This window comes from Carnobacterium sp., assembly GCF_049673005.1.
Classification (GTDB): Bacteria; Bacillota; Bacilli; order Lactobacillales; family Carnobacteriaceae; genus Carnobacterium_A.
Genome location: NZ_JBATXB010000123.1, coordinates 100,424 through 113,019, shown reverse-complemented (window position 1 = coordinate 113,019; position 12,596 = coordinate 100,424). Strand labels below are relative to the sequence as shown.

The following is a 12,596-nucleotide window of genomic DNA, read 5'->3' as shown; positions in this document are numbered from 1 at the left end:
TATAACAAGTTACGCTAATGTGTGGTGATGACGGCAAGAAGGTCACACCTGTTCCCATGCCGAACACAGCAGTTAAGCTTCTTAGCGCCGATGGTAGTGAAGGGTTTCCCTTTGTGAGAGTAGGACGTTGCCGCGCATAGTAACTTTTTTTATTTGAGTCATTAGCTCAGTTGGTAGAGCATCTGACTTTTAATCAGAGGGTCGCAGGTTCGAATCCTGCATGACTCATAAGTAACTGTCGACGAATTGCGTCGATAGTTTTTTTTTGGAAAAAAATAAGTTGAAAAATTTCCGATAGTAATCGTTTACATCTATAAAAAAGTGGTTTACTCGAAAAAGATAGTGTAATATATAACAAGAAGGAATGAAATGAGAAGAAAATAATGGAGATGAAAAATTTTGGAAGTTGAAGAATTTGAAACTAGTTCACTAATGAGGACACTTCAAGCAAGTATCCTAAAAAAAGAAGATTTATTTAACAAAAGCAAAGCTCGCTATTTTATGCGTTCAATGCTTGCGTGCTTATTTCTAACAATTGGAACTGCAGCAGCTGTATACTTAGGTGAAGCTGTGAATGTAATTGTACCTGGAGGCGGAAAGATAGCCTATGCTCTAATGTTTACTTGGTCACTTGTTATGATTATTTATCTAAACGCTGAATTAGGGACCTCTAATATGATGTACATGACCACTGCTGTCCATCGCAAGATATTGCCATTAAAAAAAGCCGCAACAATTTTAATTGCTTGTATCTTTTTCAACCTAATTGGTGGAATTTTAGCAAGTTGGTTGATTTCTCATACAGGTGCTTTCCTACACGTTACACAAGATAGTTTTCTTGTTACGACAATTGCAAGTAAGTTAGAAAAAGGACCGTCACAAGTTTTCTTTGAAGGAATATTTGCAAACTTGATTGTAAATATAGCAGTTTTTGTTACGATTAACTTGAAAGAAGATACTGCACGTATCTTAGCAATTGTTTTTCTTATCTTTATCTTTGCTTTTCTAGGATTCGAACACGTTATTGCGAACTTCTCTTCTTTCTCATTAGCTTTTTTCTCTACTGGTGGTAATGTACCGGGTATGACAACAATAGCGGTTCTTACAAACCTTTTATTTGCAACATTGGGTAATTTTGTAGGTGGAGGTCTGTTATTAGGATTAAATTATTCATGGTTAAACAATGGTAAATCAAAGTATTCTGATTAATTGAGTAAGCGACCTACAACCAGGGTTAGACATTGATAAAAATGTTTAAACCTGGTTTTTATATTTAGATTTTTAGTAATATAAGTAAAATATACGATGAGAAGGAATTAAATTGAGCAAAAGCAATAAATTTTTTTCAAGAAACTAGCTCCTTATATTTCTATAGAGTATGGTATAATATGAAAAGAGTAACAATTTTTGCACGTTATCGGAGGTGTATTTATGTCCATGGATTGGTCACAGTTATTTACATGGCGATCATTTATTAATGCAGTTGATATTCTAGTAGTGACCTTTTTTATTTACCAGTTAATTAAAACGTTAAAAGGTACTAAGGCTATTCAGTCGCTAAAAGGTATTGCGATTATTATGCTAATCAAAATTGGAAGTTTCTTCTTGCAGTTACAAACAGTTGGTTGGATTGTAGATTTGGTTATACAATGGAGTGTATTAGCTGTTATTATTATCTTTCAACCCGAATTACGAAGAGGTTTAGAACATCTTGGGAGAGGGACATTTTTTAAAAATACAAAAAGAAAAGTTAACCCCGCTAATAAGATGATCCAACAACTAGACCAAGCTGTACAGTATATGGCTAAGAGAAGAATTGGAGCATTGATTTCAATTCAAATGGAAACAGAATTGGATGAGTATATAGCCACCGGGATACCATTAGACGCAGATATTTCAGGGGAGTTATTAATTAATATCTTTATCCCTAATACTCCTTTGCATGATGGAGCAGTGATGATAAAAGATTATAAGATAGCAGCTGCAGCAGGATACTTGCCGCTTTCTGAGAGTTCTTTAATTCCTAAAGAGCTAGGTACTAGGCATCGAGCAGCTATTGGTTTAAGTGAAGTTACAGATGCAATCACAATCATTGTTTCTGAAGAAACCGGTGGTGTGAGCATCTCTCATCGAGGAGATTTATTAAGAGAACTATCCAAAGAAGACTTTGTTAAATTTTTAAGTAAAGAATTAATTCTCCCAGAAGAAGAAATCAAAAAAAACCCGTTCCAAGAGTTTGTTGATAACTTCAAGAAAGGGGTGTAAGGATGGAAAAAATTTATAATTCTTCTTGGTTTACTAAGTTGGTTGCTTTTGCCTTTGCTGTTTTGTTATTTACTTATGTAAATTATGAAAATAACAGTAAATTGTTGACAACAAATCCCTTAAATGGTGTTAGTACATCCTCAAGTAAAATTATTACAAACTTACCGATTGTAGTTGATATTGATCAAGATAAATATTTTGTCTCAGGCTTTCCAGAAACAGCTTCAATCGAAATTTCGGGACCAACAAATATTGTATCTCAAACTACAGCAAATAAATCTTTTGATATTACAGCTCAAAATTTAGATGAACTAGGTGTAGGTGTACATACGATTAACTTGGTAGCAGAAGGTTTGTCCTCCGACTTAAAGTATACGATCACCCCACCTGAAATAACTATTGAAATTAAAGAAAAAAGAGTAGAAACATTTAAAGTAGAAGTTGTTTTCGATGAAGCGAACTTAGCAGAAGGTTATGTAGCTGAAGAGCCAACTTTAAATTATGATACTGTTGAAATTTCGGGTGCAGATTCTACAATTGAAAAAATAAATACTGTACAAGCAATTGTATCGTCTTCTGAAGAAATAAAAGCTGATTTTAAAAAAACAGTACCGGTTGACGCTTTTGATGCAAATGGGAACCAACTAGATGTGATTATAAATCCAAAAGAAGTAACGGTTAGTATGGACGTTAATAGTAATAGCAAGCCGCTGCCATTGAAGTTAATTCAGATAGGTAAGCCAGAAGAAAATTACGACTATGAACTAGGTATCGAAGACGAGAAAAACACACTACTATCGGTTACTGGATCACCAGAAGCATTAGATAAATTAAGTAGTTATCCACTTGAGATAGACGTAACTGGAATTGATGAGACAACTACTAAGGAAGTTAACTTACCTTTGATAGATGGACTATCTAGTATTGCGCCTGAGAAAATCACTATCAGGATTACGGTAAATAAACAAGAACAACAGACATCTAGTGAAGCCAAACCAGCAGAATCTAATACAAGTATCGAAAATACTGAATCAAAAACTAGTTCTACTGTAGACTCTTCAAACAGTAAACAAGAATCTGAAAAACAGAGTAGTTTAATTTCTGGAGAAAAAGTTGAATCAAGTAAAGTAAATGGAAACAACGAGTCATTACCAAATCAATCAGAGTTAGATTCAAGTAACCAGTAATAAATATTTAAAAAAATTATTGAAAGTTCTTAACTTTGAAAAGGGGCATTATGAAATGGGAAAATATTTTGGAACAGATGGAGTTAGAGGAGTTGCTAATTCAGAATTAACACCAGAATTAGCATTTAAATTAGGAAGATTTGGTGGCTATATTTTATGTCAACATACAGAAGGCACCGAGCATCCGCGGGTTTTAGTAGGAAGAGATACACGTATCTCTGGAGAAATGCTAGAGTCTGCTTTGATTGCTGGACTATTATCTGTCGGTATAGAAGTAATGAAATTAGGTGTTATTTCAACACCAGGAGTTGCCTATTTAACACGTGTACAAGGAGCTGCTGCAGGAGTAATGATCTCAGCATCGCATAATCCAGCGCCTGATAATGGTATAAAATTCTTTGGATCAGATGGATTTAAGTTATCTGACTCAACTGAACTTGAAATTGAAGCATTATTAGATCAAACAGAAGATACATTGCCTCGCCCAAGCGCACAAGGCCTAGGAACAGTCGATGATTACCCAGAAGGTTCATTAAAGTATACTCAATTTTTACAACAAACCATTCCAAATGATCTCAGTGGGTTACAAGTTTGTATAGATGGGGCCAATGGTTCAGCTAGCCCGTTGATTAATCGTTTATTTGCGGATTTAGAAACTGAATTTGATGTTATTGGAGCTTCTCCTAATGGACTTAATATTAATGATGGCGTTGGATCAACACATCCAGAAAATCTTGCTAAATTTGTCGTTGAAAAAGGTGCAGATGCAGGATTAGCTTTTGATGGAGATGCCGATCGAGTTATTGCCGTTGATGAATTAGGCAATATTATTGATGGAGATAAAATCATGTACATCTGTGGAAAACATATGCTGGAAAAAGGCCGACTTAAAAAAGATACAATTGTATCAACTGTTATGAGTAACTTAGGTTTTCATAAAGCTATTGAGGCAGCAAATATGACTGCTCTACAGACACAAGTAGGCGATCGTTATGTTGTAGAAGAGATGCGGAAAAATGGCTACAATTTCGGTGGAGAACAATCAGGACACATGGTGTTTTTAGATTATAATACAACTGGAGATGGCATGCTTTCAGGTATTCAGCTATTAAATGTAATGAAGCAAACTGGGAAGAAATTATCAGAATTAGCAGAAGAAGTAGTCACTTATCCACAAAAACTCGTTAATATTCGAGTAAACGATAAATACGGTGCAATGGACGTTCCTGAAATAAAGGAAGTTATTGAAGAAGTAGAAAAAGAAATGAATGGTGATGGACGTATCTTAGTCCGTGCTAGTGGGACAGAGCCGCTGTTACGTGTTATGGCTGAAGCTCCAACACAAGAGAAGGTTGACTTATATGTTGACCGTATCGCAGCTGTTGTTCGAGCTGAAATAGGATTAGATTAAAAACCGAAATAGATAAAGAGCGAAGATGGTATCTGTCTCCGCTCTTTATTTTGTTTAGTAAAGGAGTAAAAGTTAGAAAACCTTAAAAAAACCTTTTGAAGTCCCAAAGAAGAAAAGAAAGTATGCTATACTAAACTAAATTTAATTCCAAAAAAAATCATTGTAGAAAGGGTGACACACATTCAATGGATTATAGAACATTAATGGATGTTGCAATATTAGCAGGGAAAATCATGCTAGAAAGCAATGCTGAAACCTATCGTGTAGAAGATACAATGAACCATATTTTACAAACCTCTAATTTTGAGACTACAGAAGCTTTAGCAATAGCTACAGGATTAGTGGCTACGTTAGATGACCCTAGTATTGTTGATCCTATTACAATTGTTAAGCGCATTAACTCTACGGCTACAAATTTAAGTAATATTGCAGAAGTAAATACAATTTCTCGTCAACTAACAAGTGGAGAAATTGAAATACCAGAAGCTTATCTTGCTTTACAAAACATTAGCAAAGTCCAATACAAACAAGGGTATAAAGATATTGCGACCTCTATCTTGGCGGCTTCTTTTGCTCTTTTATTAGGCGGTGGAATATTAGAAATGGCAGCTGCCGGAGTTAATGGTGCGTTATTAGCCTTAGTATTAAAAGGAGAAAAAAGATTGGGTATGGGTTCCTTTGTTCGCAATGTTGTATCCTCTGCAGTTATTTCAATTGGTGCGGGTCTATTTCAGATGTTTCTTTTCCCCAATCTTAATATGAACTTAGTGATTACTAGTACCATCATGCCCTTAGTACCAGGAACAGCCATTACAAATGCTATAAGAGATACATTACAAGGCGATTACACATCAGGTGGAGCAAAAGCTCTAGAAGCTTTTGTTGTCGCATTATCAATTGCCCTGGGTGTAGCTATTGGTTTAGTTATTATTGGAGGTGGTGTTTCTTGATTAGTCAGATTATAGGAGCCTTTTTGGCTGTTGCAGCGGCAACAATTATTTTGGAATCTCCTAAAAAATTTATTTTACCGGCAGCTTTTGTTGGGGCATCAGGGTGGTTTGTTTACCTCATTTTTCTTAAAGCTCTTGGACCAGTTCCTGCTACGTATATTTCGGGACTAGTTATTTCTACAGAATCGCATATTTTTTCTCGACTATTTAAGGTACCAGTGACCATTTTCTTTTTACCAGGATTTTTTCCACTTTTTCCTGGATCAGGAATGTATTTAGCTGTCTATGAATTTATAAAAGGGCACACAAACTTGGCTCAAGGTCATTTGATCATAACGCTTCAGATTGCTGGGATGATTGCTTTAGCTATTTTTACGATAGATACAGTATTTAAAGTTATAAAAAAAAGTCAGCACTTAAAAGAAATAAAAGCTTAAATTAATTTGGTTAATTCAATAAAAAGAATATACCTAGTATAGAATAAAAAGATAGAGAAATTACCTTTTCTTTATCTTTTTATTCTATGATCATATAGGGTATATAGAGGGGGATTTATAGTTTTTTTGAAAAGGAGGTCTTTATTTATGCTTATGCAAAAAAATAAAAGAAGGACACTTTGGTTACTATGCTCAGTTTTATTCTTCTTCTTGTTGCTTAGTTGTTTGTACGAACCTGTCTTGTCAAAAATTCTTTTAGTTCGAGTAGATAAAATGTTAGTAAATGGCGAATTAACTTATCCACCCTTTTCACCTCTAGAAGTTAAACCATTTGGGACAGATATTCTAGGATTTACTATCTTCGCCAAAATGATTCAGGGATTTAAATATACTTTTTTTATTGGTTTATTCTTAAGCTTTTTTCAAATTTTAATTGGTTTATTTCTAAGCGGTTTCACGATGTACAAACTAGGACGTATAATTCTTTTGCCAGTTATCTCTTATTTGGATAAGCTATTTACAATGATACCAAAGCCTTTTTTATTATTACTGTTAATAGGACCTTATTACCAAGCATTGTTATTTAGTGCCGATGCAATCCAACCGACAGCTAATGTACCGTTTATAATGCTTCAACTTTTTATTTTATTTCTTGTTGGGATGCCTAATTTAGTTAACCTATACCATAACGAATTAGACCATCTATTTAAACAAGATTTTGCAAGTGTTAGTCAAAGCCTAGGCAGTTCTAAGTTTAGAATAATCAGATATTCTTTTAAGCCACAACTAACAGAATTAACATTGAATTTACTGTTTAAAGTTTTAACACAAAATTTATCTTTGTTTATTTATTTAGCTTATTTTGAATTGTATTTAGGTGGTTCACTAGTCATGCAACTAGATGCAAGCACGAACTATACCGTAACGCTATCTAATGAATGGAGTGGATTAATAGGTCAAAACATGAATCGTTTGGCTAGTACTCCTTGGACTGTACTTATCCCATTAGGATGTTATGGTTGTTTAATTCTTTTATTAAATGCTATTAAAAGAGCTTTAGTAGGAGGGATGCAAAATCAACGGAGTTATTAAAGTTAGTAAACTACTCGTATCATGTATTTCGGTACCATTTGGTATTATCTTAATTGTTTGCTTCAGTTATTCTTCACCCTTGGGTATGAGAGGGCCAGGCTTATTCTGGGATACAGTCAAAGAAACTCTTATACAAATCGCTACATATACTAATTTCACAAAGTTATCCACAGCTTATCAACAGGTTAGCGGTAGTTATACACTGAAATTAGTTAGTACAAGCTTAGTTATTACACTACTTTTATTTACTTTATATAGCTATTTCTATCCGGATTTAAAGGGTAAAACAGTTTTAAAGCTGTTAAGATACTTAGAAGATATAGAGAATTTACCAGTCGTTGGAATTGTTTTTTTCATCCATTGGATTAGTGTTAGTTGGTACAACGCGACATCTATTCATTTATTTAAAACAGTTGGTACTCCAAGAGAACCGGCAGTTGTAGTTCCATTGTTTATAGTGAGTGTCTTCCCAGTTATCTTCTTAATCAAATACATGACACCTTACATCAAAGAAATTTATCAATCTAATTATTTTATATTTGCGAAGTCCTTAGGATATCCTAAAAATAAGCTGTTTTTTTCATATGTTATTCCTAATTTGATATCATCCTTAGAAAGTATTATGAAATTTATCTATTTAGAAATGATTACAGTGATGCTGTTTATTGAAATTCAATTCAACACTGGTGGTATCCTAACTGGACTTAGAAACACACAAATTATGCCTTCAGGAAGTCATCCGCAATTAATGGTGATTAACTTTCTGTTCTTGTTACTGATACCCTATAGTATAATGAGTATCTCATTTAAATTAATTCGTTTAGGTGTATTTTTAAAAACAAATACAGAATTAAATAAATAGTTTTTATCAAAGATAAATGGAAAGATACTAAAATAGTCAAATAAAATAAGCCCTCTTTCTATATTCATCCAATAGAATAGGTCTTTTTTATTTTTGATCAGAGTTAGACTTTAGAAAAGTGAGTTAGTTTTACTTTAAAAATGAGTTTCTTTGAAGTATCATAAATGAAACTAGTTACTTATAAAAAATCAGGAGGAGAACTATGAATCCAGAATACAATAAATTGTTTGAACCATTTACCTTTCCATCTGGTGTGACAATCGAGAATCGTGTGTTAATGGCACCGATGACAACTAATTCAGCCTTTGAGAACGGTATGATAACGACAGATGAACATAATTATTATCTACGTAGAGCAACTGGGTTAGGCGCTGTGATTACTTCTTGTGCACAAGTGATGGAAAACGGGAAATTTGCAGGATCATTTAGTGCGGCATCAGATAATCGTATTGAAAGTCTTTCTAAATTAGCATCCACGATTCAAAGTACAGGTTCTAAAGCAATTTTGCAGCTATTTCATGTAGGGAGAATGGGGACAAGCAGCACATTAAGAGGAGAACAACCTGTTAGTGCAAGTGCGATACCAGCACTTAGAGAATCTGCAGAAACACCAAGAGCTTTATCTAGCGATGAAGTTCATGAACTAGTAAGAGCATTTGGCGAAGCTACAAGAAGAGCTATCCAAGCTGGTTTTGACGGTGTTGAACTACATGGCGCGAACACTTATTTGATTCAGCAATTTTTTTCTCCTCACTCAAATCGTAGAGAAGACTATTGGGGTGGGACTCTTGAAAAACGTATGAATTTCCCGCTTGCAGTAGTGAAAGAAGCGAAAAATGCGATCAAAAAATACTCAGATAAACCATTCATATTAGGCTACCGTATTTCACCTGAGGAAATGGAGAATCCAGGAATCACGTTAGAACATACAGTTCAGTTGTTAGATAAATTAAAAGATCAAGAATTAGATTATATCCATGTTTCAGTTGGAGATATGAAACAAAGCTCAATGCGAGATAAAGGGATAGAAAAGCCTATTATTCAACTCATTCAAGAAAAAATAGGAAATAAGATACCGATTATAGGAGTAGGGTTAATACAAACGCCAAGTGATGCGATGAGCGCATTAGAATTGGGAATACCGCTAGTTGCTATTGGTCGTGAGCTGATTGTAGAACCTGATTGGATCAAAAAAATTAAAGAAGGAAAAGAACAGTCTATTCGAGTAGAAATTGATCCTACAGATAAGACTGATTTAATGATTCCAGATGAGATGTGGGAATATATATCCAGTAGGCCGGGTTGGGTTCCGATTGCTACAAAAATAAGCTAAGTGGGTGATAGGATGATTAAGCCAAACGCTTTGGAAAAAGGAGATAAAGTTGCTATCTTAAGTCTTTCTAGTGGTATGTTAGGTGAAGATAGTTGTTCTCATCAAATAGAAATCGGGAAAAAACGTTTAGAACATATGGGTCTTAAACCAGTTTTTATGGCAAATGCTTTAAAAGGGATAGATTATTTAAAAAATCATCCTGAAGCTAGAGCACAAGATTTAAAAAATGCCTTTCAAGATCCAACGATAAAGGGTATTTTTTGTGCAATAGGAGGAGATGACACTTATCGGTTAGTGCCTTATCTACTTGAAGATAAAGAATTTATTCGAAATGTAAAAACTACACCGAAATTGTTTACAGGTTTTTCTGATACTACGGTTAATCATCTACTGTTTTATAAACTAGGCATGACCTCATTTTATGGGCCAAATTTTATTAATGATATTGCTGAATTAGAAGATAATATGCTTTTTTACACTAAAGAGACCGTTGCCTCTTATTTTCGAGGATTTGAACAAAATGAAATTCGTTCAAGCAATTATTGGTACGAAGAACGAACGGATTTTTCTAAACAGTCAATAGGAATTAATCGTATTCAACACTCTGAAAAAAGAGGATATGAGATTTTACAAGGAACAGGTTCTTTTTCAGGTCCGCTATTAGGAGGTTGTTTAGAAAGTTTGTATGATCTGCTAACAGGGGAAAGATATCTAGATGAAGCCGAGATGAATCAACGCTACTCATTGTATCCTTCTTTAGAAGAATGGGAGGGTAAAATTCTCTTCCTTGAAACAAGTGAAGAAAAACCAACACCAAAACGATTAGAACAAATGTTAGTGGCGTTAAAAAAAACAGGGTTATTTTCTGTAATAAATGGTTTACTAATCGGCAAACCACAAAATGAGGTTTACTATCAGCCGTACAAAGAAATCTATAAAAAAGTTATCTCTGATGAGTCTCTGCCTATCTTATATAATATTAATTTTGGACATGCTTATCCACGTTGTGCCTTACCATATGGTGTCGATGCAACGGTCGATATGAATGAGAAAATAATTACTTTTAATGAATGTATTTTTAAAAATAAAAGCAGTTAACTGATTTAATAAACGTTAAGGATTGAGGATTATGTCTCAATCCTTTTTTATTGTCGTAAATAAAGAATGGCTTTCTCTGTAAAAAAAATTGCCGATGTAAACTTCAGGCAGGGTTACGAATGTAGATGCAAGAGGGATGCTTATGTCTACAAAAAAAACAACACTAACTGATGCCAAGTGGGAATTAATGCGTGTTTTATGGACAGTGAACGCTGCTTCGAGCAAAGAAATTATAAGTATTCTACAAAAATAAAATGGACTGGAAACCTACTACAATTAAAACGCTAATAAGTCGGCTAGTATAGGAGGAATTAGTAGCAACACAAGCAGTCGGAAATGAATTTATGTTCTGACAGCCATTGAGTTAAGTAAAGTAGCTATTAAAAATATAAAAGAAAATCTATTTTGGGCTTTTGCATACAATACGCTAGGTATTCCTATTGCAATTCTTTATCTTTTTGTTGATCTATTATTAGATCCGATGTATGCGAGAGCAACTATGAGTTTTAGTTCTGTATCCGTTTTACTAAATGCATTGAGATTAAAACGATTTAAACCTAAATCAAAGATTTAAAATATATAATAAAAAGAAGCGACTCAATAATTGTCTAATGAGTTGCTTCTTTTTAAATTTTATTTTTAAAAGCTATTTATTTATTATTTGATTTCGTCCGTTATGTTTTGCTTTGTATAAACGTTTGTCGGCTAAATCAATAATAGATAACAAATTAGATTTTTCTCTAACGGAAGCAATACCTCCACTAAGTGTTATATCAGTATCAAAATTAATATTCTTTAATTCTTTCTGAATTCGAACCCCTATTTTTAAAGCCATTTCTCTGTCTGTATCAGGAAGAATGACTAAAAATTCTTCTCCTCCATATCGACCAGCTATGTCTGTAGAACGAATTTGACTTAATATGATATCGCCTACTTCGGCTAATACTCCATCACCGGCTAAATGTCCATAATAATCATTTATTGATTTAAAATGATCGATATCTAATAAAATAATAGAATAGACACGATGGTTTTCTAATGCGTATTGATGATGCTCAACGAATTTTTCATCTAAAGCACTACGAGTATATAGTTTTGTTAAATTATCGTATAGTGCTTTTTTTCTCCAATAGTTATTTTTTTGTTTAAGCTTTTCTTTCTGTTCTTCTTCCTTAGTCACATCAAAAACGATACCTGATAGGAAGAGAGGTTTTCCATCTGCTGATCGTTGCGTCACTTTTCCGCGATCTTTAAACACTTTCCATGATCCATCCTTTGCCTGAATCCGGTATTTGACTTCCCAGATAGGAAGTATTCCTTGTAAGTGTTTCCTCATATTTTCCATTACAGTAGTATAATCTTCTGGATGTAATTTTTCGGTAAAAAATTCAAAACCGGGATTATCTGGAATGTCATTTTCAAAATAACCGATTGCTCCTGCTTTCTTAGGATTGAATACAACTACATTTTTAGTGTAATCCCAATACCAATGACCTAAGTTTTCAGACCAAGGAAACTTAGTTACATCATTTTGATTAACTTGATTTATTAGTTCTTCATTCAACCGTTTCATATGATTCAGTTCATTAACCAATTCTTCGTAAGTGTCTTCCATGATCACTTATTATTCTCCCTTCATAGTTGTCTGTTTTTAAATTAAATCTAACTTTTTTGCGTATTGTTATTTTATTCGTTTTTCCTAGATATAAAAAATTTAAAGTCACTCATGAGTACATTTTCCGAGCTGTTTTAACTACTTAATTGTATCTTTAAATTAAATAATAATCGTTTCTTATTTTAAAACGTTCCCTTTTTTAAGTCAAGTTTTTAGTATTGTATTTCTAAATTTAGTTAAAAAGATTGCTATCTAAAAAAAATTAAGCTATAATAAATTAAAATTAAATGTGAATAAAGTTAAAAAACAGTGATAAGAAACAGTAGGTACAATTAATTTTTACAGA

At 33.5% G+C, this 12,596-nt stretch carries 11 protein-coding genes, 1 tRNA gene, 1 rRNA gene, 1 pseudogene and 1 other annotated feature (1 of these 15 cut by a window edge); of the genes and pseudogenes, 13 read left to right on the top strand and 1 reads right to left on the bottom strand.

Going from position 1 to position 12,596, the window contains the following annotated elements; all coding sequences use genetic code 11:
- Positions 1-20 precede the first annotated feature (20 nt).
- The 13 genes and pseudogenes from rrf to WBF61_RS09535 all read left to right on the top strand — a co-directional run.
- Positions 21-136: ribosomal RNA gene (gene rrf, locus WBF61_RS09595) — 5S ribosomal RNA — on the top strand.
- A 19-nt stretch (positions 137-155) separates the two neighbouring features.
- Positions 156-228, top strand: a tRNA-Lys gene (locus WBF61_RS09590).
- 171 nt (positions 229-399) lie between these two features.
- On the top strand, positions 400-1,209 hold the full coding sequence (locus WBF61_RS09585) for a formate/nitrite transporter family protein (protein ID WP_424256003.1): 810 nt from the start codon (positions 400-402) through the stop codon (positions 1,207-1,209).
- Positions 1,210-1,431: 222 nt separating this feature from the next.
- Entirely contained in the window at positions 1,432-2,265 is an 834-nt protein-coding gene (gene cdaA / locus WBF61_RS09580) for a diadenylate cyclase CdaA (RefSeq protein WP_424256002.1), read from the top strand.
- 2 nt (positions 2,266-2,267) lie between these two features.
- On the top strand, positions 2,268-3,452 hold the full coding sequence (locus WBF61_RS09575; RefSeq protein WP_424256000.1) for a CdaR family protein: 1,185 nt from the start codon (positions 2,268-2,270) through the stop codon (positions 3,450-3,452).
- 55 nt (positions 3,453-3,507) lie between these two features.
- The gene (glmM, locus tag WBF61_RS09570) at positions 3,508-4,863 is read left to right on the top strand and encodes a phosphoglucosamine mutase (protein WP_424255998.1); all 1,356 of its coding nucleotides are present in this window, start codon (positions 3,508-3,510) and stop codon (positions 4,861-4,863) included.
- A gap of 185 nt (positions 4,864-5,048) precedes the next feature.
- On the top strand, positions 5,049-5,813 hold the full coding sequence (locus WBF61_RS09565; protein WP_424255997.1) for a threonine/serine exporter family protein: 765 nt from the start codon (positions 5,049-5,051) through the stop codon (positions 5,811-5,813).
- The gene (locus WBF61_RS09560; RefSeq protein ID WP_424255995.1) at positions 5,810-6,250 is read left to right on the top strand and encodes a threonine/serine exporter family protein; all 441 of its coding nucleotides are present in this window, start codon (positions 5,810-5,812) and stop codon (positions 6,248-6,250) included. The genes WBF61_RS09565 and WBF61_RS09560 overlap by 4 nt, the downstream gene beginning before the upstream one ends.
- Before the next feature lie 147 nt (positions 6,251-6,397).
- Positions 6,398-7,342 (top strand): peptide ABC transporter permease, encoded by a 945-nt coding sequence (locus tag WBF61_RS09555; protein ID WP_424255993.1) that lies wholly within the window; start codon positions 6,398-6,400, stop codon positions 7,340-7,342.
- Positions 7,343-7,427: 85 nt separating this feature from the next.
- Positions 7,428-8,204 (top strand): peptide transporter, encoded by a 777-nt coding sequence (locus WBF61_RS09550; RefSeq protein ID WP_424256017.1) that lies wholly within the window; start codon positions 7,428-7,430, stop codon positions 8,202-8,204.
- A 202-nt stretch (positions 8,205-8,406) separates the two neighbouring features.
- Positions 8,407-9,537, top strand: coding sequence for an NADH-dependent flavin oxidoreductase (locus tag WBF61_RS09545; RefSeq protein ID WP_424255991.1), 1,131 nt, complete (start codon positions 8,407-8,409; stop codon positions 9,535-9,537).
- Between the two features lie 12 nt (positions 9,538-9,549).
- Positions 9,550-10,635 carry a S66 family peptidase gene (locus WBF61_RS09540; RefSeq protein ID WP_424255989.1) on the top strand — a complete coding sequence of 362 codons (1,086 nt, stop codon included), beginning with the start codon at positions 9,550-9,552 and terminating at the stop codon, positions 10,633-10,635.
- 346 nt (positions 10,636-10,981) lie between these two features.
- Positions 10,982-11,209: pseudogene (locus tag WBF61_RS09535) on the top strand (hypothetical protein); the annotation flags it as partial.
- Between the two features lie 72 nt (positions 11,210-11,281).
- Here the strand turns inward: WBF61_RS09535 and WBF61_RS09530 are convergent.
- Positions 11,282-12,250 (bottom strand): sensor domain-containing diguanylate cyclase, encoded by a 969-nt coding sequence (locus tag WBF61_RS09530; RefSeq protein WP_424256015.1) that lies wholly within the window; start codon positions 12,248-12,250, stop codon positions 11,282-11,284.
- 300 nt (positions 12,251-12,550) lie between these two features.
- Positions 12,551-12,596 (top strand) — a binding site (T-box leader) (it continues 218 nt past the right edge of the window).

Coding starts and splice junctions, on each gene's coding strand:
- cdaA (WP_424256002.1), top strand. CDS start 1,432: ATGTCCATGGATTGGTCACAGTTATTTACATGGCGATCATTTATTAAT.
- WBF61_RS09575 (WP_424256000.1), top strand. CDS start 2,268: ATGGAAAAAATTTATAATTCTTCTTGGTTTACTAAGTTGGTTGCTTTT.
- glmM (WP_424255998.1), top strand. CDS start 3,508: ATGGGAAAATATTTTGGAACAGATGGAGTTAGAGGAGTTGCTAATTCA.
- WBF61_RS09565 (WP_424255997.1), top strand. CDS start 5,049: ATGGATTATAGAACATTAATGGATGTTGCAATATTAGCAGGGAAAATC.
- WBF61_RS09555 (WP_424255993.1), top strand. CDS start 6,398: ATGCTTATGCAAAAAAATAAAAGAAGGACACTTTGGTTACTATGCTCA.
- WBF61_RS09550 (WP_424256017.1), top strand. CDS start 7,428: ATGAGAGGGCCAGGCTTATTCTGGGATACAGTCAAAGAAACTCTTATA.
- WBF61_RS09545 (WP_424255991.1), top strand. CDS start 8,407: ATGAATCCAGAATACAATAAATTGTTTGAACCATTTACCTTTCCATCT.
- WBF61_RS09540 (WP_424255989.1), top strand. CDS start 9,550: ATGATTAAGCCAAACGCTTTGGAAAAAGGAGATAAAGTTGCTATCTTA.
- WBF61_RS09530 (WP_424256015.1), bottom strand. CDS start 12,250: ATGGAAGACACTTACGAAGAATTGGTTAATGAACTGAATCATATGAAA.